At 74.5% G+C, this 22,612-nt stretch carries 18 protein-coding genes and 1 tRNA gene; 13 read left to right on the plus strand and 6 right to left on the minus strand.

What is annotated here, in order from left to right:
* Positions 1–5: 5 nt before the first annotated feature.
* Positions 6–503, minus strand: coding sequence for a MarR family transcriptional regulator (locus tag AB0P03_RS20840; protein WP_363585323.1), 498 nt, complete (start codon positions 501–503; stop codon positions 6–8).
* A 110-nt stretch (positions 504–613) separates the two neighbouring features.
* Between AB0P03_RS20840 and AB0P03_RS20845 the strand changes: the two genes are divergently transcribed.
* The gene (locus AB0P03_RS20845) at positions 614–1,405 is read left to right on the plus strand and encodes a methyltransferase domain-containing protein (RefSeq protein ID WP_363585322.1); all 792 of its coding nucleotides are present in this window, start codon (positions 614–616) and stop codon (positions 1,403–1,405) included.
* A 91-nt stretch (positions 1,406–1,496) separates the two neighbouring features.
* Here the strand turns inward: AB0P03_RS20845 and AB0P03_RS20850 are convergent, their stop codons facing one another.
* Together AB0P03_RS20850 and AB0P03_RS20855 are read right to left on the minus strand one after the other, a co-directional pair.
* Complete coding sequence (locus AB0P03_RS20850) at positions 1,497–2,099, minus strand: TetR/AcrR family transcriptional regulator (RefSeq protein WP_063348051.1); 603 nt, start codon at positions 2,097–2,099, stop codon at positions 1,497–1,499.
* Between the two features lie 191 nt (positions 2,100–2,290).
* The gene (locus tag AB0P03_RS20855) at positions 2,291–3,280 is read right to left on the minus strand and encodes an acyl-CoA desaturase (protein WP_363585321.1); all 990 of its coding nucleotides are present in this window, start codon (positions 3,278–3,280) and stop codon (positions 2,291–2,293) included.
* Positions 3,281–3,529: 249 nt separating this feature from the next.
* Here AB0P03_RS20855 and AB0P03_RS20860 point away from each other — a divergent pair.
* The 6 genes from AB0P03_RS20860 (at position 3,530) to AB0P03_RS20885 (ending at position 8,391) form a co-directional block, all read left to right on the plus strand.
* Positions 3,530–3,600, plus strand: a tRNA-Gln gene (locus tag AB0P03_RS20860).
* Between the two features lie 144 nt (positions 3,601–3,744).
* On the plus strand, positions 3,745–5,199 hold the full coding sequence (glmU, locus tag AB0P03_RS20865; protein ID WP_363630169.1) for a bifunctional UDP-N-acetylglucosamine diphosphorylase/glucosamine-1-phosphate N-acetyltransferase GlmU: 1,455 nt from the start codon (positions 3,745–3,747) through the stop codon (positions 5,197–5,199).
* Positions 5,200–5,399: 200 nt separating this feature from the next.
* Positions 5,400–6,377 (plus strand): ribose-phosphate diphosphokinase, encoded by a 978-nt coding sequence (locus AB0P03_RS20870; RefSeq protein ID WP_350877737.1) that lies wholly within the window; start codon positions 5,400–5,402, stop codon positions 6,375–6,377.
* Between the two features lie 283 nt (positions 6,378–6,660).
* A complete protein-coding gene (locus AB0P03_RS20875) occupies positions 6,661–7,242 on the plus strand; it encodes a 50S ribosomal protein L25/general stress protein Ctc (RefSeq protein WP_363588396.1) in 582 nt (193 codons plus the stop codon).
* Positions 7,243–7,351: 109 nt separating this feature from the next.
* On the plus strand, positions 7,352–7,930 hold the full coding sequence (gene pth / locus AB0P03_RS20880) for an aminoacyl-tRNA hydrolase (RefSeq protein ID WP_063348046.1): 579 nt from the start codon (positions 7,352–7,354) through the stop codon (positions 7,928–7,930).
* A 137-nt stretch (positions 7,931–8,067) separates the two neighbouring features.
* Entirely contained in the window at positions 8,068–8,391 is a 324-nt protein-coding gene (locus AB0P03_RS20885) for a hypothetical protein (RefSeq protein ID WP_350877739.1), read from the plus strand.
* Between the two features lie 160 nt (positions 8,392–8,551).
* On the opposite strand, the gene ppc is transcribed toward AB0P03_RS20885, so the two are convergent.
* Positions 8,552–11,287 carry a phosphoenolpyruvate carboxylase gene (ppc, locus tag AB0P03_RS20890; RefSeq protein WP_363630192.1) on the minus strand — a complete coding sequence of 912 codons (2,736 nt, stop codon included), beginning with the start codon at positions 11,285–11,287 and terminating at the stop codon, positions 8,552–8,554.
* Positions 11,288–11,621: 334 nt separating this feature from the next.
* On the opposite strand from ppc, the gene AB0P03_RS20895 reads away from it, so the two are divergent.
* Complete coding sequence (locus AB0P03_RS20895) at positions 11,622–12,890, plus strand: histidine kinase (RefSeq protein WP_363588394.1); 1,269 nt, start codon at positions 11,622–11,624, stop codon at positions 12,888–12,890.
* 69 nt (positions 12,891–12,959) lie between these two features.
* Here AB0P03_RS20895 and AB0P03_RS20900 read toward each other — a convergent pair whose 3' ends face one another.
* Complete coding sequence (locus AB0P03_RS20900; RefSeq protein ID WP_363630194.1) at positions 12,960–13,469, minus strand: SUKH-3 domain-containing protein; 510 nt, start codon at positions 13,467–13,469, stop codon at positions 12,960–12,962.
* A gap of 83 nt (positions 13,470–13,552) precedes the next feature.
* The gene (locus tag AB0P03_RS20905; protein ID WP_350877742.1) at positions 13,553–14,014 is read right to left on the minus strand and encodes a YwqJ-related putative deaminase; all 462 of its coding nucleotides are present in this window, start codon (positions 14,012–14,014) and stop codon (positions 13,553–13,555) included.
* A gap of 380 nt (positions 14,015–14,394) precedes the next feature.
* Between AB0P03_RS20905 and AB0P03_RS20910 the strand changes: the two genes are divergently transcribed.
* From AB0P03_RS20910 to AB0P03_RS20930, 5 genes are all read left to right on the plus strand, one after another.
* On the plus strand, positions 14,395–15,579 hold the full coding sequence (locus AB0P03_RS20910; protein WP_363588391.1) for a Gfo/Idh/MocA family oxidoreductase: 1,185 nt from the start codon (positions 14,395–14,397) through the stop codon (positions 15,577–15,579).
* Complete coding sequence (locus AB0P03_RS20915) at positions 15,576–16,706, plus strand: DegT/DnrJ/EryC1/StrS family aminotransferase (protein WP_363630171.1); 1,131 nt, start codon at positions 15,576–15,578, stop codon at positions 16,704–16,706. Before AB0P03_RS20910 ends, AB0P03_RS20915 begins: the two co-directional genes overlap by 4 nt.
* 104 nt (positions 16,707–16,810) lie before the next feature.
* Positions 16,811–17,812 carry an SMI1/KNR4 family protein gene (locus AB0P03_RS20920; RefSeq protein ID WP_363588387.1) on the plus strand — a complete coding sequence of 334 codons (1,002 nt, stop codon included), beginning with the start codon at positions 16,811–16,813 and terminating at the stop codon, positions 17,810–17,812.
* A gap of 60 nt (positions 17,813–17,872) precedes the next feature.
* Positions 17,873–20,413, plus strand: a complete 2,541-nt coding sequence (locus AB0P03_RS20925; RefSeq protein WP_363630173.1) for an SUKH-4 family immunity protein — start codon at positions 17,873–17,875, stop codon at positions 20,411–20,413.
* Positions 20,414–20,679: 266 nt separating this feature from the next.
* A complete protein-coding gene (locus AB0P03_RS20930; protein WP_363630175.1) occupies positions 20,680–22,002 on the plus strand; it encodes a hypothetical protein in 1,323 nt (440 codons plus the stop codon).
* Positions 22,003–22,612 lie beyond the last annotated feature (610 nt).

Genomic DNA, 22,612 nt, shown 5'->3' on the forward strand with positions numbered 1-22,612 from the left:
GCGGATCAGCCCGGGATGTTGTCGAACGGGGCGACCAGCTGCCGCAGGAGCGCGGCGAGTTCGCCCTGCTGGCCGGAGCTGAGCTGGGCGAGCAGTTCGCGTTCGTGCGTGAGCAGTCCGGCGAGTGCCTGGTCGGCGCGGTCGCGGCCGTCGTCGGTGAGCCGGACGAGCACGCCGCGCCGGTCGTCCGGGTCGGGCAGGCGCTTGACCAGGCCCTTGCCGGTGAGGCGGTCGATGCGGTTGGTCATGGTGCCGGAGGTGACCAGGGTCTGGGTGAGCAGCTGGCCGGGGGAGAGCTGGTAGGGGGAGCCGGCCCGGCGCAGGGCGGTCAGGACGTCGAACTCCCAGGGCTCCAGCCCGTGCTCGGCGAAGGCGGTGCGGCGGGCGCGGTCGAGGTGCCGGGCGAGTCTGCTGACCCGGCTGAGTACCTCCAGCGGCTCCACGTCGAGGTCGGGGCGCTCTCGGCGCCACGCTGCGACCAGCCTGTCGACCTCGTCCTCCATGACGATCAGTGTATCGGTGGATGTGTCGATGTGAAGTCTCTTGACGTCGAGAAATGTGCCAGCAAGGCTACCTGGGATATCTTGATGTCGAGATACTTGTGAGGTGGACCATGACCAGTCCCGTCTGGGACCCGGCGCAGTACCTGCGCTTCGCGGACGAACGCACCCGTCCGCTGCGCGACCTGCTCGCCCGCGTCCCCGCCCTCCCGAACCCGAGCGATCCCGTGATCCTCGACATCGGCTGCGGCCCCGGCAACTCCACCGCCGTGCTGCGCGCACGCTGGCCGCACGCCCGCCTCACCGGCATCGACAACTCCGCCCCGATGCTCGCCACCGCCCGCACCGACGGTGAGCCCACCGCCGACTACCTGCTCGCCGACGCCCGCGACTACGACCCGGCCCCGGCCGGACCCGACCTGATCGTCTCCAACGCCACGCTGCAGTGGATCGACGGCCACCTCGACCTCGTCCCGCGCTGGGCCGGCGCCCTGCCGCCCGGCGGCACCGTCGCCTTCCAGGTCCCCGGCAACTTCGACGCCCCCAGCCACACCCTGCTCGCCGAACTCCGGCGAAGCCCCCGCTGGCGCGGCCTCCTCGGCGACGACGCCGCCAGGGCCGGCGTCCACCCGCCCGAGCGCTATCTGGACGCCCTCACCGCCGCCGGCTGCGCGCCCGACGTCTGGGAGACCACCTACCGCACCCTGCTCCCGGGCCCGGACCCGGTCCTCGCCTGGGTCAAGGGCACTGCCCTGCGCCCCGTCCTCACCCGGCTGACCGACCCCGCCCGCCGAGCCGCCTTCCTCGCCGAGTACGGGGCGCTCCTGCGCGAGGCCTACCCGGCCGGGTCGCACGGCACCGTCTTCCCGTTCCGGCGGATCTTCGCCGTCGGGACCAGGGCCTGATGCGGGGCGGGAGGGCCGCCGGCCCTTCCGCCCGTCGGTCGCTCCTTCCGCCCGCCGGTCGGCCCTACCCCGCCGTCGGTTCGCCCGCTAGTCAGTCCTTGCGCCCGCCGACCAGCCTCGGGTGCCGCTCCAGGCCCTCCAGCCCGTGCCAGGCCAGGTTCACCAGGTGCGCCGCGACCTGCGCCTTGTCCGGCTTGCGGACCTCCAGCCACCACTGCCCGGTCAGCGCCACCATGCCGACCAGCATCTGCGAGTACATCGGGGCCAGTCGCGCGTCGAAGCCCCGGGACTTGAACTCCAGGCCGAGGATGTCCTCCACCTGCGTCGCGATGTCGCTGATCAGTGACGCGAAGGTGCCGGTCGACTGGGCCACCGGGGAGTCCCGGACCAGGATCCGGAAGCCGTCCGTCGAGGTGTCGATGTAGTCCATCAGCGCGAACGCGGCCTGCTCCAGCAGCTCCCGCGAGTGCCCGCCGGTCAGCGCCCCCGTGACCATGTCCAGCAGCAGTTGCATCTCGCGGTCCACCACCACCGCGTACAGCCCCTCCTTGCCGCCGAAGTGCTCGTACACCACCGGCTTCGACACCCCGGCCCGCTCGGCGATCTCCTCCACCGAGGTGCCGTCGTAGCCGCGCTCCGCGAACACCGTCCGGCCGATCTCCAGCAGCTGCTCCCGCCGCTGCTTGCCGGTCATCCGGACCCGCCCGCCCCGGCGGCGCGGCGCCGGGGCGGGCGCACCCCCCGAGGCGCCCCCGCCCGCCGGTGCAGCGGTTCGCGGACGGGCCGGCGCCGCGTCGGGCGCCGCGTCCGTCCGCGTGCTCTGGTGGCCGCCTGTGCTGTCTGCGCTGCTCCCGTTCACCCCTACATCATGCTGGAAGCGACGACTCATGCGGCGCGGCGGGCGGCGATCCGCTGCGCGTCCGGCCAACGGACGTCCCGGACCCAGCCGGCCAGCTCGAACCAGCGGATCAGCCGGGCCGAGGAGTCGATCTGCCCGCGCAGCACCCCGTGCCGGGCGGCCGTCGGGTCCGCGTGGTGCAGGTTGTGCCAGGACTCGCCGCAGGAGAGCACCGCCAGCCACCAGACGTTGCCCGAGCGGTCCCGGGAGCGGAACGGGCGGCGGCCGACGGCGTGGCAGATCGAGTTGATCGACCAGGTGACGTGGTGCAGCAGGGCCACCCGGACCAGCGATCCCCAGAAGAAGGCGGACAGCGCGCCCGACCAGGACAGCGTCACCAGCCCGCCGACCAGCGGGGGGAGCAGCAGCGAGATCATGGTCCAGAGCCAGAACAGCCGGGAGATCCGCCGTATGGCCGGATCGCGGACGAGGTCCGGCGCGTACGTGAGCTGCGGGGTCTGCTCCTCGTCGAACATCCAGCCCATGTGCGCCCACCACAGGCCCTTGAGCAGGGCCGGGAGGTTCTCCCCGTAGCGCCACGGCGAGTGCGGGTCGCCGTCCTTGTCGCTGAACCGGTGGTGCTTGCGGTGGTCGGCCACCCAGCGCACCAGCGGGCCCTCGACCGCCAGGCTGCCGGCGACCGCGAGGGCGAGCCGCATCGGGCGGTTGGCCTTGAACGCGCTGTGGGTGAAGTAGCGGTGGTAGCCGACGGTGATGCCGTGGCAGGTGAGGAAGTACATGGCGACGGTGATCGCCGCGTCCGTCCACCCCAGTCCCCACCCCCAGGCCACCGGCACGGCGGCCAGCAGCGCGGTGAACGGCAGGAGGATGAACAGCCCGAGCGCGAGCCGTTCGGCGAGGCCCTGCTTCTCCCCGCCGCGGGTGGCGGACAGTCGGGTGGCGGTGTCGGTGGGATCGGGGGATTCGGTGGGAAGCGCGGCGTTCCCCGCGCTCGGCTCGCCGGCCTTGGTGGTCATGGGCGTCCCTTTGCGACATCCCTGTGCGGGAGGGAGGAGCGGAGGCTACGTTGGCGTAACCTACGGCATCGTAGGTTGCGCTCCGTGGCGAAGGGAACACGCCGCCGCACGGCGCTTGAGTGAATTCACCCGACTGGATGGATGAACCGGCGGCCCGGCTTGTTCGACCGCTCCCGGCGGATCGGGGCCTGCGGATCGCGGCAGTTGATACCCATGGCAGGGTCGACTCGGGTAGGGTCTGAGCAACCATCCGCCGTGGTGTAATGGCAGCACAGGGCCCTTTGGAGGCCTTTGTCTGGGTTCGAATCCTAGCGGCGGAGCCTCTGCACGCCTCAGGTTCGGGCGTACCGCCGAACCGCCGGTATTGTCGGTGCTGCTCGGCGGACTGTGCGAATGGCGACCGGCCTCGGTCCGGTCCGGGCCCGTTCTGCCCGCCCTGTGAACCGACCGAGGAGCCTCCCCGCATGGGTGCCAATTCGCTTGCCGCCGTTGTCGTGCTCGCCGCCGGTGGCGGGACCCGGATGAAGTCGAACAAGCTGCCCAAGGTGCTGCACGAGGTCTGCGGCCGGTCGCTGGTGGGTCATGCCGTCTCGGCGGCCCGCGAACTGACGCCGGAACAGCTCGTCGTGGTGGTCGGACACCAGCGGGAGCAGGTCCAGGAGCACCTCGCGGCGCACTACCCGGCGGCCCGTCCGGTGGTGCAGGAGGAGCAGAAGGGCACCGGGCACGCGGTGCGCACGGCGCTGGAGGCGCTGGCCGCCGACGGCGTGGTGCTGGACGGCACGGTGATCGTCACCGCAGGGGACTCCCCGCTGCTGACCGGGGACACGCTGCGCCGCCTGGCGAAGGCCCACGCCGGCCAGGACAACGGGGTCACCGTCCTGACCGCCGTCGTCCCCGAGCCCTTCGGCTACGGCCGGATCCTGCGGGACGAGGACGGCACCGTCGCCGCGATCGTCGAGGAGCGGGACGCCACCGCCGTCCAGCGCTCGATCGCCGAGATCAACTCGGGCGTCTTCGCCTTCGACGCCAAGCTGCTGGTCGAGGCGCTGGCCGAGCTCACCACGGACAACTCGCAGGGCGAGGAGTACCTCACCGACACCCTGGAGATCCTGCGCACCGCCGGGCACCGGGTGGGCGCTGTGGTCGCGGAGGACCACCGGGACATCCTGGGCATCAACGACCGGGTGCAGCTCGCGCAGGCCCGCCGGCTGCTGAACGACCGCCTGCTGGAGCGGGCGATGCGGGCCGGCGTCACCGTGGTGGACCCGGCGACCACCTGGATCGACGTGCAGGTGACGTACGAGCCGGACGCCCTCGTGCTGCCGAACACCCAGCTGCACGGTGCCACCCACCTGGGCGAGGGCTGCGAGGTCGGCCCGAACTCGACCCTGACCGACACCCTGATCGGCGCCGGCGCCCGTGTGAGCAACACCACGGCGGACCGCGCCGAGGTGGGCGAGCTGGCCACCGCCGGCCCGTACGCCTACCTGCGGCCGGGGGCCAAGCTGGCCCGCAAGGCGAAGGTCGGCACCTACGTCGAGGTGAAGAACTCCGAGCTGGGCGAGGGGGCCAAGGTGCCGCACCTCTCCTACATCGGGGACGCCACGATCGGCGAGGGCGCCAACGTCGGCGCGGCCTCGGTCACCGTGAACTACGACGGCGTCAACAAGCACCGCACGGTGATCGGTGCGCACTGCCGCACCGGTTCCGACAACATGTTCATCGCCCCGGTGGCGATCGGGGACGGCGCCTACACCGCGGCCGGTTCGGTGATCACCACCGACGTCCCGCCCGGCGCGCTCGGAGTGAGCCGGGCGCACCAGCGCAACATCGAGGGCTGGGTGGAGCGCAAGCGCCCGGGGACCACCTCCGCGCAGGCCGCGAAGGCCGCGACGGACGGGGCCGCGGACGCCTGACGGGACGGGCGGGAGCCCGAGGGCGGTCCCGGGGCGGACGGTTTCTGCGTGGGCGCGTAACCTTGGGGTCATACGTGCGCCACTGGGCTTACGGCCCGTGTCCAGGCGTACCGACAATTCCCCCGACCCCGTGCGAGCCGGCTGCGCCTGCCCGCACGGGACGACGGGGTTCAGCGTCAGCAACGCGAGGAGACGGTGCAGTGAGCGGGATCACGACGTCGGGTGAGAAGAAACTCAAGCTCTTCTCCGGCCGTGCCCACCCGGAACTGGCGAGGGAGGTGGCCGAGGCGCTCGGGACCGAGCTCGTCCCGACCAAGGCCCTGGACTTCGCCAACGGCGAGATCTACGTCCGCTTCCTGGACTCGGCCCGCGGCGCGGACTGCTTCGTGATGCAGAGCCACACGGCTCCCATCAACCAGTGGATCATGGAACAGCTGATCATGATCGATGCGCTGAAGCGGGCCTCCGCCAAGAGCATCACCGCGATCCTGCCGTTCTACGGGTACGCCCGCCAGGACAAGAAGCACCTGGGCCGCGAGCCCATCTCGGCGCGCCTGGTCGCCGACCTGCTGCGCCAGGCGGGCGCCGACCGGCTGATGGCCGTGGACCTGCACACCGCGCAGATCCAGGGCTTCTTCGACGGCCCGGTGGACCACCTGTTCGCGCTGCCGATGCTGGCGGACTACGTGGGCGGGAGGGTGGACCGCTCCAAGCTGACCATCGTGTCGCCGGACGCCGGCCGGGTGAAGGTGGCCGACCAGTGGTGCGACCGGCTGGACGCGCCGCTGGCGATCATCCACAAGCGCCGCGACATGACCCAGGCCAACACCATCCTGTCGGCCGAGGTCGTCGGTGACGTCAAGGACCGGGTCTGCGTCCTGGTCGACGACATGATCGACACCGCCGGCACGATCTGCGCCGCGGCCGACGCGCTGTTCGACAACGGTGCGGCGGACGTCCTGGTGGCGGCCACCCACGGCGTGCTCTCCGGCCCGGCCGCGGACCGGCTGAAGAACTCGCGGGTGAGCGAGTTCGTGTTCACCAACACGCTGCCGACCCCGGCGCAGATCCAGCTGGACAAGATCACCACGCTGTCCATCGCCCCCTCGATCGCGGCCGCGATCCGCGAGGTGTTCGAGGAGGGTTCGGTCACGAGCCTCTTCGAGGGCGTGCACTGACGAAGCCCGACGGCGGCGGCCCCGGTCCGGATCGGACCGGGGCCGCCGCCGATTTCACGGGAGGCCGTTCATGCGGTTAGACTCGTGAAACTGCTCGGCGAGGGATGCCGTGTGCCTGCTCGCCGGGTGCCCGCTCCGTGATCGACGCGCTGCCGGTGTCGGATTTCCGTCCGTCGGCAGAGGCCGTTACCGCCGAGTGACCCCCGAACGTACTGAGGGTGTGGCCCCGGCGGTTTTTCGCGTTGCCTGCACCCCCGCGCCAGTCTTCCCGAGGAGTGCAGTCGTGTCCGAGATCCGCATCGCCGCTGAGACCCGTTCCGAGTTCGGCAAGGGTGCCGCCCGTCGCGCCCGCCGTGCCGGCTTCGTCCCCGGTGTCGTCTACGGCCACGGCCACGCCCCGGTTCACCTGAACCTGCCGAGCCACGACCTGATGATGGCGCTCAAGACCCCGAACGCCCTGCTGGTCGTGCCGATCGAGGGCAAGGACGAGTACGTGCTGCCCAAGGCCGTGCAGCGCGAGGCCATCAAGCGCACCATCGAGCACGTCGACCTGCTGCTGGTCAAGCGCGGCGAGAAGGTCACCGTCGAGATCCCGGTCCTCACCGAGGGCGAGCTGGCCCCCGGCGGCAACCTGCTGGAGCACGTCCTCAACGCGCTGCCGATCGAGGCCGAGGCCACCCACCTGCCCGAGTCGGTCACCGTCTCGGTCGAGGGCCTGGAGTCCGGTGCCTCCATCCTCGCCAAGGACATCGCCCTGCCGGCCGGCGTCACCCTGGCCGTCGACGCCGACGCCGTCGTGCTGCAGGTCATCGGTGCCCAGGCCGCCCCGGCCGAGGCCGCCGAGGCCGAGGGCGCCGAGGCCTGAGCCTCGCCCCACCAGCTGTGACCGCTGCCCCGGTCGCTCCCCTCGGAGCGGCCGGGGCAGCGGTGTGTCCGGGAAGATGACGTAGAGCGCGCACAGGAGGAGAGAGGGCATGGCGGACGAGTACGAGGGCCCCTGGCTGGTGGTGGGGCTGGGCAACCCGGGCGAGCAGTACGCCCGGAACCGGCACAACATCGGGTTCATGGTGGTGGACCTGCTGGCGCAGCGGATGGGCGCGAAGTTCAAGGCGCACAAGAGCCGGGCGCAGGTGGCCGAAGGACGGCTGTCCGGCCGCCGGGTGGTGCTGGCCAAGCCGATGTCGTTCATGAACCTCTCCGGCGGGCCGGTGACGGCGCTGCGGGACTTCTACAAGGCGCCGGCCTCGGCGCTGGTCGCCGTCCACGACGAGCTGGACATCGACTACGCGGCGCTGCGCCTCAAGCTGGGCGGCGGGGACAACGGCCACAACGGGCTGAAGTCGATCACCAAGTCGCTGGGGCCGGACTACTACCGGGTGCGGTGCGGGATCGGTCGGCCGCCGGGCCGGATGGAGGTCGCGGACTTCGTGCTGAAGGACTTCTCCGGCGCCGAGCGCAAGGAACTGGAGTGGTTCGTGGACCGCTCGGCGGACGCGGTGGAGGCGCTGCTGTCCGAGGGGTTGGAGCGGGCGCAGGGCACCTACAACTCCTGACGCTCCATCAAGTCCGGGAGTGGTGTTACGCAACAGTCGTACAACGCTTGACGGTCCAAACCTGAATCCGTGTGAGAACCCTGTGCGGGATCGGATAGCGTCGGCCTGGTACGCGAACGAGTCCTGGGGAGTTCTCGATGCGGGGTTTTCGTCCGGTCCGCCGACTGCGGCGGCTCCGGGTGGTCCGACTGAAGCAGTTCGGACGGCGGGTCGGCACGGCCGGTGCGCTGGGGGCGGCCGGGGTGCTGCTCTCGGGCGGCGCGGTGGCGCACGCGGACGCGGTGGCCGAGCCGGATCCGGGCGTCTCCGCGGATCCCGCGGCGGCGCAGTTCGGGCCGCTGCTCGGTGACTCGATGGGCACGGACGCCGGGCTGCTGGCGGTCGGCGGCGGCCTGGTGGTCGCGGCCGGCGGCGCCGCGCTGTGGCTGAAGCGCCGGCGCGCGGGCGAGCCGGGCGAGTAGGCCGTGTCCGGGGCCTGGCCGCCCGGGCGATGAGCACGACACCGGGCCGGTGCCCACGGGCGCCGGCCCTTTCGCGTGCCCCGAACCCTTCCGGTACGGGACGGGGCCGCCGCCCACCCCGGAGGGCGGACGGCGGCCCCGTCCCGTACGCGCGGTGGCGTCAGCCGGTGTTGCGCAGGCCGGCGGCGATGCCGTTGACGGTCAGCAGCAGCGCGCGGGCGCGCAGCGGGTCCTCGTGGCGGCCGGTGGCGACCTCCTCGCGCTGGCGGCGCAGCAGCGCGACCTGGAGGTAGGAGATCGGGTCGAGGTAGGCGTCGCGGACGGTGAAGGTCTGCTTGAGCACCGGGTTGTGCTCCAGCAGTTCGCCCTCGCCGGTGAGCCGGAGCACCTCGCGCAGGGTGAGGTCGTGCTCGGCGACGATCTGGTCGAAGACGTGGTGCAGTTCGGCGGGCACCAGCTGCTCGACGTAGTGGCGGGCGATCCGCAGGTCGGTCTTGGCCAGCGTCATGGCGACGTTGGACAGGAAGTTGCGGAAGAAGTGCCACTGGCCGTGCATCTCGTCGAGCACGCCGCCGAGGCCGGCCGCGCGGGCGGCGGCGAGGCCGGAGCCGACGCCGTACCATCCGGGGACGATCTGGCGGGACTGGGTCCAGCCGAAGACCCACGGGATGGCCCGCAGGCCGTCGAGGCCGGCGCCGGAGTCGGGGCGGCGGGACGGGCGGGAGCCCAGGTGCAGCGAGGCGAGCTGGTCGACCGGGGTGGCGGCGAAGAAGTACTTCGGCAGGTCGTCCTGCTCGACCAGGGCGCGGTAGGCGGTGTGGGCGGCCGCGGAGACCTGGTCCATCGCGGCGTCCCAGCGGGCCAGTTCCTCGGGGGCCTGGCGCGGGGCGGTGTGCAGCGCGGAGGCGGAGAGGGTGGCGGAGATGGTCAGCTCCAGGTTCTCCCGGGCGAGGGAGGGGAGCAGGTACTTGTCGGAGATGACCTCGCCCTGCTCGGTGACCTTGATCTCGCCCTCCAGGGTGCCCCAGGGCTGGGCCAGGATGGCCTCGTGGGAGGGGCCGCCGCCGCGGCCGACGGTGCCGCCGCGGCCGTGGAACAGGCGCAGCCTGATGCCGTAGCGGTGGGCGACGTCGCGCAGCCGGCGCTGGGCGCGGTGGATCTCCCACTGGGAGGTGGTGATGCCGCCGAACTTGGAGGAGTCGGAGTAGCCGAGCATGACCTCCTGGACGTCGCCGCGCAGCGAGACGAGCAGCCGGTAGGAGGGGTCGGACAGCATCTCGTCGAGGATGAGGTCGGCCTTCTGGAGTTCCTCGGTGGTCTCCAGCAGCGGCACGATGCCGATCTTGGCGATGCCGCCGTGCAGGTCGATCAGGCCGGCCTCGCGGGCCAGGACGGTGGCGGCGAAGACGTCGTCGGCGCCCTGGCACATGGAGATGATGTAGCTCTCGACGATCTCGTCGCCGAAGCGCTCGAAGCCCTCGCGGATGGTGTTGAAGACGCCGAGGGTCTTGGTGCCGGCGGCGTCCAGCGGGGCCGGGGTGGGGGCGAGCGGGCGGCGCGAGCGGAGCTCCTTGGCGAGCAGCTTCTGCCGGTACTCGCGGGGCATGTCGGCGTAGCGCCAGGCCTCCTCGCCGAGGCGGTCGAAGAGCTGGCCGAGGGCGTGGTGGTGGGCCTCGGCGTGCTCGCGGACGTCCATGGTGGCGAGCTGGAGGCCGAAGGCCTCGATGGTGCGGATGGCGCGGGCGAGGCGGCCGTCGGCGATCAGCTCGCCGCGGTGGGCGCGCAGGGAGTCCTGGATGAGCCGCAGGTCGGTGATCAGCTCGCGGGTGCCGAGGTAGTCGCGGCCCTCGACGTGCGGGGTGCCCTGGGCGAGCCGCTCGCGGGTGTTCTCCAGCTTGAGCCGGACGCAGGTGGCCTTGAGGCGGTAGGGCTCCTCGGCGTTCATCCGCTTGTAGCGGGGGCTGAGCTCGGGGAGCTGGTGCAGGTCGGTGTTGAGCGAGGCGAGCAGTTCGACCGAGGCGCCGGCCAGCCGCTCGGAGGTGGAGAGGGTGCTGCGCAGGTCGTCGACGGCGGCCAGGGCGTCCTTGATGCCGTACTCGTGCTGGAGGTTGAGGACGTCCCAGGTGACCTGCGGGGTCACGTTGGGGTTGCCGTCGCGGTCGCCGCCGATCCAGGTGCCGAAGGTGAGCGGGCGGACGCCGTCGGGCAGGGTCAGGCCGACCCGGCCGAGTTCCTCGTGCAGTTCCTCCAGGACCTGGGGGACGGCGTCGCGGTAGAGCTCGTCCAGGTAGTAGACGGCGTTGCGGGCCTCGTCGGTGGGCTCGGGGCGGGCGATGCGCAGCTCGTCGGTCTGCCAGAGCAGGTCGATGACCTCGGCGAGGCGGCGGTCGGCCTGGCGGCGGGCGCTGCTGGTGCGGGCCGGGTCGGCCTGGGAGAGGCCGGCGGCGATCTCCTCGCGGTGGATGCGGTCGAGGAGTTCGCCGATGCGGCGCAGCTTGTTGAGGACGCTGCGGCGGGCGGCCTCGGTGGGGTGGGCGGTGAAGACCGGCCGGACCGCGAGGTGGGCCAGGGTGTTCTCGAGGTGCTTGGGGTCGGCCTCGGCGAGCTGGTCGGCGGTCTGGGCGAGCAGCGAGCCCTCCCGGGCGCGGCGGGTGGCGAACTCGCGGCCTCGGTGCACCTGTTCGGTGACGTTGGCGAGGTGGAAGTAGGTGGAGAAGGCCCGGACCAGCTTGGCGGCGGTGTCCAGGTCGATGTCGGAGAGGAGTTCGGCGGTGGCCTCGCCGTCGGTGCGGCTGAGCAGGCGGACCTGTTCGACCAGGCCCAGTAGCTGGGGGCCTTCCTGGCGGACCAGCGTCTCGCCGAGCAGGTCGCCGAGGCGGCGGATGTCCGCACGCAGGGCCGCGTTGTCGGCAACTGGGCCGGTGGCGTGGACATTGGGGCTGTCCGCCGGGGTGGGGACCGGAGCGGTCACGGCTGGCTCCCTGTGGTGGTGGGGTTCGGCAACGGCTCATCGTCACAGGTCCGCCCGCGTGTGGCGGGTGTGACGCGTGCGGACCGCGCTGTCCGACGCGACCAGCATAGGTGTCGGGGCGGTCGCTGTCCGCGAGGTGGCCGGATGGCGGACAGTGACGTCGCAGGCCGCATGTGGTCTGGACCACTTGAGGGTGCGGCGAGGTGTCGGGGGCAATCCCGGTGGGGAGGGGAGGGGGTTGCCGCTTAGGCTGTCGGCCATGAGCAAGTCGCCTGGGGAGCGCGCGCAGGTCCGGTCGTTCTGGTGGTGGGAGCGGCCTCGCAGCGCCTTCCTGGACATCGGGCTGGCGGTGCTCGCCGCGCTGGAGTGCGCGCTCAGCGCGATCGCCTTCCTCTCCGGCCGGGTGCACCTGGACGCCGCCGGGGTGGCCGGCATCTCGCTGCTCGGCGTGGTGGCGGGCGGTTCGCTGGTGCTGCGCCGCCGCTGGCCGGCCGTACCGGTGCTGGTGACCCTGGTGGCGATGCCGGGGATGCTCGGCGTCCTGCTGCTGGTGGTGTCGCTGTACACGCTGGCGGCGACCTGGGAGTGGCCCACCCGGCGCTGGCGGGTGGTGGCGCTGTCCGCACTGGCCTTCGCCGAGACCGTCGCCGTGATGATGGTGTCGATGCTGACGCCCGGCGACACGGCGGTGGAGCAGCCGCCGCTCTGGGGCCAGGTGCTGATCGCGGTGCTGGTCTCCGTCGGCCTGACCGTCCCGCCGGTGGTCACCGGACTGTACGTGGGCGCGCGGCGGCGGCTGATCGACTCGCTCAAGGACCGCGCGCACGGCCTGGAGACCGAACTGGACCTGCTGGCCGAGCAGGCCCAGGAGCGCGCCCGCCGGGCCCGGCTGGAGGAGCGCACCCGGATCGCCCGGGAGATGCACGACGTGGTGGCGCACCGGGTGTCCCTGATGGTGGTGCACGCCGGGGCGCTGGAGCGGATCGTCGCCAAGGACCCGGAGAAGGCCGCGCAGAGCGCCAAGCTGATGGGCGAGGTCGGGCGGCAGGCGCTGAACGAGCTGCGGGAGATCCTCGGCGTGCTGCGGATGGACGACGAGCGCCAGCCGGAGCCGGACTCGCTGGCCGGGCTGCCCCGGCTGGTCGACCAGTCCCGGGCGGCCGGCATGGCGGTGACGCTGACCGTCAGCGGCAGTCGGCAGGAGTTCACCGGCGAGGCCGAGCAGACCGCCTACCGCGTCGTCCAGGAGGGTCTGACCAACGCGCACAAGCACGCGGGCGGCGCACAGGTGTCCGTCCTGCTCGCGTACGCGCCCAACGGGGTGCGGGTGAGCGTGGTGAACGCCTGCCCGGGCGGCGGCGGGGGCGCGGCGAAGCTGCCCAGCGGCGGCAACGGACTGGTCGGGATGCGGGAGCGGGTGATCGCGCTGGGCGGCACCTTCTCCTCCGGGCCGGAGGCGGACGGCGGGTTCCGGGTCGAGGCGGTGCTGCCGTCCCGGCTGGCGGTCCGGGCCGAACGGCTGCGGTGACGCGCCGCCAGGCCCGGCCCGGCGGTCAGGGCGCGTCGGCGGACCGCCCCGGGGCCCGCCGGGCCGCCGTCAGGATCCGTCGGCGGTGCGCAGCCGCTCCGGGGCGGTGCCCAGGACCAGGGTGGTGACGGCCTGGTCGATGCCGTGCCCGAGGAACCACTCGCCGGTGTGGTCCAGGCTGTAGACCCGGCCCTCCTCGTCGACGGCCAGCAGCGCCTGCCCGTACGCCTCCTCGCCGAGCGGGGCGAGCTGGGTGCCCAGGGCGCGGCCGAGGTCGAGCAGGGTGCGCGGCTGGTGCAGCCCGCACAGCGGGTCGATCAGGAACGGGGTGCGGGCCAGTTGGCGGCCCGGGCCGGCCAGGTCGAAGGCGAGGCCGCCGAACTCGGCCCAGGCCTCCACCGCCGCCGGGAACACCGCGTGCCGCAGGCCGGACGGCCCGCCGTACCCGACCAGGGCGTCGGCCCACTCCTCGGCCTGCCGTATCTGCCAGCGGCCGGGGTGCCAGCCGGCCGCCTTGAGCTCGGCGGCGACGTCGGCGGGGAAGCGCGGGCGAACCCGCCCGGCGGGGGCGGCGGACAGGGTGGCCGGCGGTGGCGGGGGCGGGCTGGGCGGGTTCAGGGCGGACTCCAGGGCTCGGGGACAGGGGGCGTACGAGGGCGCGGTCAGGGCGCGGGCGGCCCGACGGCGACGCTCTGCACGGTGAAGTGCTCCAGCATCGGCGCGCAGGAACGGCACGGCGGGGCGTGGGTGCCGTGCGCCGGGTCGCCCTCCTCCCGGATGCGAACGGTCGTCATCCGGGAGCCCTTGAGCGCCTTGCGGGCCTCGTGCAGGGTCATCGGCTTGCGGGCGGCGCGCTTGGAGCGCCGGCCGTCGACCGCGGCCAGGTGCTGGGAGAGCAGGACGGCCTCCGGGCAGCGGCCGGTGAACCGCTCGCGCGCCTCGACGGGCAGCGTGTCCAGGAACTCGCCGACCAGCGGGTGCAGGACCGGCCGTCGGGCGTCCTTGTCCCCGGCCAGGGTGTGCACCTCGCCGCCCTTGAGCGACAGGGCGGCGGCGACGGCGGGCAGCAGGCTGTCGCGGTGGTGGCGCAGCACGGGCGGGCCCGCGGGCTCACCGGTGGTCATGCGTCGTCCTCCTCCTCTGTTCCCGCTGACGGAAGGACCGGTGGGACGGTCCGGGGCAAGCCTGTCAAACGACACCGACATCCGCACAACCGGGGTGCGGGGGCGGACGAACGACCGTGCGGGACCGGCCGGGCCGTCACCCGATCCTCGCCGGACCGGGGCCGGATCCGCACACCGTCGTCACGACTTGTCCGCCGATTTCCCGAAACCACCCCCGGGCCGGGGGCACGGCCGGTACCGTTCCGGCAGCGAGGCCGAAGGGGATCCGGCCGACCGTCCGCGGACGCGCGGACGGGCCCGGACCCGGTGCCCGCGCCGGACGTTGGGGCCGCCGGGGTGGGCCCGCGCCCGCCCCGGCGGCGGAGCGAAGGGGCTCGTGGATGACGTCGGAGCAGCCCGGTCGGAACGGACCACGGCAGCGGTCGGGGGCCTGGGACGCGCAGGCCGCCAACCAGGCGCCCGGCGGGCACGTGCCCACGCCGGGCGAACCGCCCCGGCCGGCGCCGGAACGCCCGGTGGGCCTCGCCGTGGTCGGGGCCGGCTACTGGGGCCCGAAGCTGGTCCGCAACGCGCAGGACACCCCGGCGCTGCGGCTGCACTGGCTGTGCGACCTGGACGAGGCCAAGGCCCGTACCGTGCTGGGGGAGTACAGCACCGTCCGGGCGACCGGCTCCTACCGGCGGGTGCTCGACGACGAACGGGTCGGGGCCGTCGCGGTGGCCACGCCCGCGGCCGCGCACTACCGGCTGGTGCGGGCCGCGCTGGAGGCCGGCAAGCACGTGCTGGTGGAGAAGCCGATCACCACCTCCGCCGCCGAGGCCGCCGAACTCGTCGACCTGGCCGAGCGCAGCGGGCTGGTGCTGATGTGCGACCACACCTTCTGCTACACCCCGGTGGTGCGCCGGATCCGCGAGCTGGTGCACGGCGGCGAGATCGGCGACGTCCAGTTCTTCGACTCGGTGCGGATCAACCTCGGCCTGGTGCAGCCCGACGTGGACGTGCTGTGGGACCTCGCCCCGCACGACCTGTCGATCCTCGACTTCGTGCTGCCGCCCGGCGTCGAACCGGTCGGGGTGTCCGCCCAGGGCGCTGACCCGATCGGCGCCGGCCGGGCCTGCGTGGCGTACCTGACGGTCCGGCTGAGCAACGGCGCGCTGGCCCACTGCCACGTCAACTGGCTCTCCCCGACGAAGGTCCGCACCACGCTGATCGGCGGCTCCCGGCGCACCCTGGTCTGGGACGACCTCAACCCGCAGGCCCGGCTGGCCGTGCACGACCGCGGCGTCGACCTCACCCCGCCCGACCAGCTGACCGACGCGATCCGGCACCGGGCGCTGATCTCCTACCGGGTCGGCGAGATGGTCGCGCCCGCGCTGGTCGAGCAGGAGGCGCTGCGCAACGTGATGGCCGAGTTCGCCGCCGCGATCACCGAGCGCCGGGCCCCGCTCACCGACGGCCGGGCCGGGGTGCGGGTGCTCCAGCTGCTGGAGGCGGCCTCGCTCAGCCTCGAACTCGGCGGTGCCACCGTCCCGGTGGGGTCCGGGGACCGGGCGGCCACCCGGTGAGCGCCGGCATCCCGCCGGCCGACCCGATCCCGCTGGTCGACCTGGCGGCCGCGCACGCCGAGGTCGCGGCCGAGGTCCGGGCCGGCTTCGACCGGGTGCTCGCCTCCGGCGGCTACGTCAAGGGCCCCGAAGTGGACGGCTTCGAGCGGGAGTACGCCGACTTCACCGGCGCCCGGCACTGCGTGGGCGCCGGCAACGGCACAGACGCCCTCGAACTCGCCCTGCGCGCCCTCGACCTGCCGCCCGGCGGCGGCGTCGTGCTGCCCGCCAACACCTTCGTCGCCACCGCCGGGGCCGTACAGCGGGCCGGGCTGCGCCCGGTACTGGTCGACGCCGACCCGGCGCACCTGCTGATCGACCCCGAGCAAGCCGCCGGGGCGCTGCCCGACGCGGTCGCGCTGCTGCCCGTCCACCTGAACGGCCAGCTCGCCCCGATGGGGCCGCTGCTGGAGCTGGCCGACGGCCGGCCGGTGGTGGAGGACGCGGCGCAGTCCCAGGGCGCCCGGCAGCACGGTCGCACCGGCTACGGGCGGATCGCGGCCACCAGCTTCTACCCGGGCAAGAACCTCGGCGGCTACGGCGACGCCGGGGCGGTGCTCACCGACGACGACGAACTCGCCACCGCCGTCCGGCTGATCGGCGACCACGGCGCGCGCGAGAAGTACCGGCACGAGCGGTTCGGCTTCAACTCCCGGATGGACGCGCTGCAGGCCGTCGTGCTGCGGGCCAAGCTGCGCCGGCTGCCCGCCTGGAACGCCGCCCGCCGGGCCGCCGCCGCCCGCTACGACGCCCTGCTCGGCGGCCTCGACGGCCTGACCCTGCCGCGCACCGCGCCCGGCAACGAGCACGTCTGGCACCTGTACGCGGTGCGGATCGGCCCCGGCCGGGACCGCGACGCCGTCCTCGCCGCGCTGCGCGCCGCCGGGATCGGCGCCGGGGTGCACTACCCCGTCCCGGTCCACCTCCAGCCCGCGTTCCGTCACCTCGGCCACCGCGCGGGGGCGTTCCCGGTCGCCGAACGGGCCGCCCGCGAACTGCTCAGCCTGCCGCTGCACCCGCACCTCACCGAGGCGCAGCAGACCAGGGTCGCCGGGGTGCTGGCCGGGGCGCTCGGGCAGCGGCTCTGACGGTTCCCCTTCTCCCGGGCGGGGGCCCGGGCCCGGAGACGACCCCCTACGCTGGTGTCCAGCAAGCGCTTCGAGAATTTGCAGCAGCCAGTGGGGGCTCCCAGATGACGACAGGTCGGCCCGGCGTCGCCGCCGCACCGAACGCGGCGTACGCAGGTCAGGTGGTGCAGTTCCCGGACCCGGTCCGCGCGGAGCGACACCCCGCCGGGGTCCGGGTGGACGAGTACGGCTACCCGGACTTCGGCCCGTACGCCGCCGCCGCGGCCGAGGTCGCCGACCCGCCGGACGGCTTCGGCGTGGACGAGCTGCGGCTGACCGACTACGTGTCGGCCAACGCCGCGCTGTTCACCCAGGGCCACCCGCTCTGGGCCGACCTGGACACCGCCGTCGCCACCCCGCCCGGCTGGACCTGGCACCACGCGGTCGGCCGGGCCGCCCCCGGCTGGCGGCGGATGGAGCTCGTCCCGGTGGAGGTCAAGGCGCTGCTGCGGCACCACGCCGGCCTGGCCACCTCCGCCGCCGACCACACCCGCCGCGGCACCCGCCCGTTGCAGGAGCGCCGGCCCGTGCACTTCTCGCTGGCCAAGGACGGCGGCGACCCGATCGGCGTCCCCGAGGACCTGGTGCAGCGCGCCGAGGAGCGCCTCGGCTACCGGCTGCCCGGCGCCTACCGCACCTTCCTCAAGCTGGGCGGCGGCCGCGCCCCGGTCGGGGTGGCGCTGGACACCGAGCTCGGCATGCTGCTCGACCAGCCCTTCCTCACCCTCAGCGAGGAGTACGGCACCCAGGACGTCGTGTACGCCAACAAGTGCCTGCGCGACCACCTCACCAAGGACTACCTGGGCGTCGCCTACGCGCAGGGCGGCATCGTCGCGCTCAAGGTGCGCGGCGACCGGGCCGGCTCGGTCTGGTTCCACCTGTACGACGACGCCCGCGACACCGGCGCGCCGGAGGCCCCGGAGGACCGCTGCGCCCGGCTGCTGCTGCCCTGCGGCGAGGACTTCGACGCGTTCCTGCTGCGGCTGGCCGGCAGCCCGCCGGAGCTGGAGACGGTCGCGGAGCTGATGGTGGACGGCGGGTTCGCCCGGGCCGTCCCGGTGGACTGACGTGGCCGCGGCGGTGGAACGAGCGGGGACGACGAGGATGAGGGCAGGGGTGAACCGGGCGTGGTGACGTACGCGCAGGCGCAGGAGCTCGCCGAGGAGTGGATCAACGGCGGGGTGCCGCAGCCGCGGCAGCGCGAGGTACGGGTCCGGGAGTTCGACCTGGGCTTCGTCTGCTGGGCGGTGGCCCCCGGGGACGGGACGGCGGGGCCGTCGGGGGCGGGGGACGGGTCGGCCGGCGAGGCGCGACTGGTCATCGCCCGGGACTCCGGCGCGACCACGCTCTGGCCCGCGCTGCCCGTCAACGAGGTGGTCCGGCAGTACGAGGAGGCGTACGGGCGGCCGGTCGCGGCCAACCCGGCGGGGGCGGCGAAGCCCGCGCCAGGGCCGGTCGAGGCGACGTCCTTCCTGCTCAGCCCGCCGCAGTGGCTGCAGGAGGCGGGGGCCGCGGCGATCGCGGCGGAGGCGGAGCGGCTGGGGGGCCAGGGGGCTCCGGCTGCCGTTGCTCCGGTGGCCGAGCCGCCCGCGCCGGTCGCTGCGGCGCCCGCCGTGCCGTCCGGTCCCGCTGGTTTCGCCGTCCCGCCGCAGGCCCCGGCCCCCGTGCCGGTGCCGCCGGCCGGGGCCGAGGCGGCCACCGTCCTGATGCCCGAGGGGCTGCGGACCACCGGCTCCGACGTGCCCGACGCGCCCGCGCCGGCCGGGGCCGAGGCCGCGACCGTGCTGATGCCGCCGGAGGGTGGCTACGGCATGCCGCCGGTCCCGCCGCCCGCCGCCCAGCCGCCCGCCGTCGTCCCGCTGCCCGTGCCCTCCGCCGTCCCGCCGCCCGCGGCCGTCGAGCCGGCGCCGACGCTGCTCGCGTCGCCGGACGCCGTGCCGGGGCTGATGGGCCTGCCGGGTGCGCCGTCCGGGCCGCCCGGCGGGGTGGAGCAGACGCCGACCGTCCTGGCACCGCCCGCCGCCGCCCCGCAGCCGGCCGCGCCGGTGGAGCACGCGCCGACCGTGCGCGCCGCGCCCGGCGGCCTGCCCGGCCTGGGCGGTCCGCCCGCTGCCTCGGCGCCCGGGGCTCCCGCGGCCCCGGCGCCGACTGCGCCGCCGCAGGCCGGGCTCGGCCGCAACCCGGGGTCGGCCCCGCCGCCGCCTCCTCCGGCCGCGCTGCGCGGTGGCGCGTCCGGTCCGGGCGCGCACGGCGTCGCGCTCGGCCGCAGTCCGGCCTCCGCCCCGCCGCCGCCCCCGCCCGCCGGGCTGCGGCACACCCCGGGGGCCGGCGTGCCCGCCGCGGGCCCCGGAGGCCGCGCGGCCGGTTCGACCCCGCCGCCCCCGCCTCCGGCGGGCCTGCGCGGGGCCGTCGCCCCGGCGCCCGCCCCGGTGCCGCCGGCCGCGCCCGCCTCCGGCGCGGCGTACGAGGCGACCCAGCTGGCCGAGGCGGTCGACCCGGCGCTGCTGGGCGCCGTGCCGGCCGACCCGGGCACCCCGCCGTCCGGCGGCCCCGCCGTCCCGCCGCCGCCCGGCGGTCCGGCGGCCCCCGCCGCGCCCGCGGCCGGGTACGGCTACCCGAACGCGGGCGGTGCGGCCCCGGCCGTCCCGCCAGCGCCGGTGCCCGGCGTGCCGCAGGGCGCCGCCGTCCCGCCGGGGGTGCCGGCGGTCGGCCCCGGCTACTTCGCCGCGCTGAGCTACCGGGGCCCGGACGGTTCCGAGCAGAAGCTGCTGCACCGCAGCGAGCCCGGCACCCCGCACCCCGAGTGGAAGATCCTCCAGGACCTGCGGCGGCTGAACGTGCCGCCGGAGCAGGTGCTGGAGCTCTACACCGAGCTGGAGTCGTGCGACCTGCCGGGCGGCTACTGCAACCGCATGATCGCCGCGTCCTGGCCGAACGTCCGGCTCACCCACACCGCCGCCTACGGCCGCGACCACGCGTCCCGGCAGGCCGGCATGGCCGAGCTGCTCGACCACCTGGACGAGCTGCACCAGCTGGCCTCCGGGGCCCAGCGGGTCCGCCCGTCCCGGGTGCCGCTGCCCGTGCCGGGGACGGTCCAGCCGCTGCCGCCGCTCCCGCCGCAGCAGCTCGCCCAGGAGCTCGGGGCGGCCTTCGGCCAGAACGTGTTCCGCTACGAGCAGCGCGCGGTCTCGCGTCAGGGCGTGCCCGAGCCGGTGTCGCAGGCCCTGGTGTGGGCGGGGCTGCCGCGCGACTTCGGCCCGTTCTTCTGGGCGCAGGCGCAGGAGGGTCGGCCGATCCCGACGCTCGCCGAGCTGGCCGCCGAGCGCGGTCTGCCCGCGGCCCCGGATTTCGGCGGCTACCTGGTGCTCGGCAACGACTACGGCCGCCAGCTCTGTGTCCAGTACGGCACCGCGAACGTGGTCGCCGTGGACGTCGACGGAACCGGCCAGCCGCCCCGGTTCGTCAACACGGGTGTACCGGAGTTCGTCCGCGCGATGGCCCTGCTGGGCCGGATGTGGCGGCTGCGGTACGGGCTGACCCCGGACCAGGCCGGTCGCTGGACGACCGACTTCCAGGCGCAGCTCGCCGCGATCGACCCGGCGGCCCTGCAGACGGCGGACACGTGGTGGGCCGTGCTGCTGGAGCAGTTCTGGGACGGCCTGCTGTAGCGGGTCGTCGCGGATCCTCGCAGGTGGGGAGGGGTCGTTCCGGTGTTTGGAACGACCCCTCCGGCATGCCGTCCCGGCTGTGCCTCGTTGGGGTTTCGCCCGGATCTGCGCAAAATAGGTCAAGAGGATGGGTCTTTTCGTCCGGTCCTCGACGTATTCCGGTCCGCCAGGCGTCCGATTTCGGCCCTGGCCGCCGAACCGGTTCCGGATCCGTCCGTTCCGTCCGATCATGGGCTCCGCAGCCCGCGACATGAGGGGAAGAGCCCATGAGCGACGCCGTCCCCGAGTACGGCTTCACCTCTGCCCGGCGCGGTTACGCGCCCGAGCAGGTCGACCGAGCCCTCACCGCCCTCACCGCTCAGCGCGACGAGGCGTGGGAGCGGCTGAGCGTCCTCGGCGCCGGGCTCCGGCAGATGGAGGCCCGGCTGGCCGACATCCGCCGGGCCGCCGAGGACGCCCCGGAGCCCGACTACGAGGTGCTCAGTGAGCAGGCCGCCGGACTGGCGGTGATGGCCCAGAACGAGGCGCGCGCCGTCCGGGAGAAGGCCGAGCGCTTCTCGGAGGATCTCCGGGACGAGGTCTACGAGGCCGGCCAGGCCCTCGGCCACGCCGCCAAGGAGTACGCCGCCACCACCCGCTCCGAGGCCGACCAGGCCGCCCGGCGCACCGACGAGCGCACCCGCGCCGAGGCCGAGGGAATCCGGGCCGAGGCCGACCGGGAGAGCCGCAGCGCCCGGGACGCCGCCACCTCCTACGCCGCCAAGGTGCGGGTGGCCGCCGCCGAGGCCGGCGAGCAGGCCGAGGCCACGCTCGCCGAACTGCGCCGCAAGGCCGACGAGACCTTCGCCCAGGCCCAGACCAAGGCCGACGCCGAGGACGCCCAGGTCTCCGCGACCGCCGAGCGGCGGGTCAAGGAGGCCGAGCAGCACCGGGAGACCGTGCTCGGCCGGATCAAGCAGCTGGAGACCGACGCCCAGGCCAAGGCCGACCAGCTGATCGAGCAGGCCCGCCGGGAGGCCGAGCGGATCAACGCGGCGAGCGAACGCGAGCAGGGCGAGTTCGACGGCCGTCTGGAGACCGTGCAGAAGCACCTGGACCACATCAAGGCCACCCTGGCCTCGCTCACCGGCGCGGCGGTCGGCGCCATCGAGCCGGAGCGGCTGGCGGCGGCGGTCGCGGGGCCGGTCGCCGACGCGGCACCGGTGGACGCGGCGCCGGTGGACTCGGAGGCGGACACCGGCGAGATCGAGGTGGCCGACCTGCGGAAGGCCGTCGCACCGGCGGCGCGGGAGAAGCCGGTGGCCGGGCCGCGGATGCCGGTGGTGGGCGGGGCCGCCGCCGGGGCCGCGAGCGGTTCCGGTGCGCCCGCCGACAAGGCGCCCGCCGGGGCGGTGGCGACCGGTCCGGTCGCGCCGGCCGCGGCGCCGCCGAAGCCGGTCGGACCGCCCCGGTCGGCGGAGGCCGACAGGGACGGCGAAGGCGCCGAGAAGGAGCCGCAGGAGGAGACCCGGGTCATCCCGAAGATCGTCATCGTGGACGACGGTGCCGGCTACGCCACCCCGAACACGGTGAGCTACCGGCGCCGCTGACCGCCGCGCCGGCGGCTCGCCCGTGATCAGCCCGGGTGGGCTTCGCGTCCTGGGCCCTGACCGCTCCCACCGGGCGGCCAGGGCCTGCGCGTTGCGACCGACCAGCCGGCGCCGGCGGCCGGCCGGGACGGCGAACCGAAGAGGAGCGGTACGGCTTCACCGCCGACCAGGGGCACCAGGTGATGACGTACGACGTCGGCCCGTCCCGCCGGTGGTCGCCGCGCCCGTGGCGGCGGCGGTGGGCCGCAACGCGGCCCGGCAGGGCGGCGGCCATGAGTGAGGCCGAGACCCGTGGCGCCCTCCAGGAAAGGGCGCCACGGTTCCCGGCGCTTGGGCGGGCGCCCCCACCCAGGGTCGCCCGGCCTCGCACCTCCGACCCCCATCGGGGGTGCGACAGTGCCGCCACAGCCATCCCCCACGGTTGGGTGCGGCGGGCACATTCACCATGGTGCGCGATCTCCATGGACAGGCAGTGACAGGAGTATGTCCAGTTCGTGGCAGATCGCGGAGCCGAATCTGACCAGGGGCCGGACGGTTCGTCCACCGGCCGGTCCGGTGTTCCGTCCAGTGGTTCGTCCGCGGTCCGGTCGCGGTCCGGTCCCGGGCTCCG

The organism is Kitasatospora sp. NPDC088779 (assembly GCF_040685395.1).
GTDB lineage: Bacteria > Actinomycetota > Actinomycetes > Streptomycetales > Streptomycetaceae > Kitasatospora.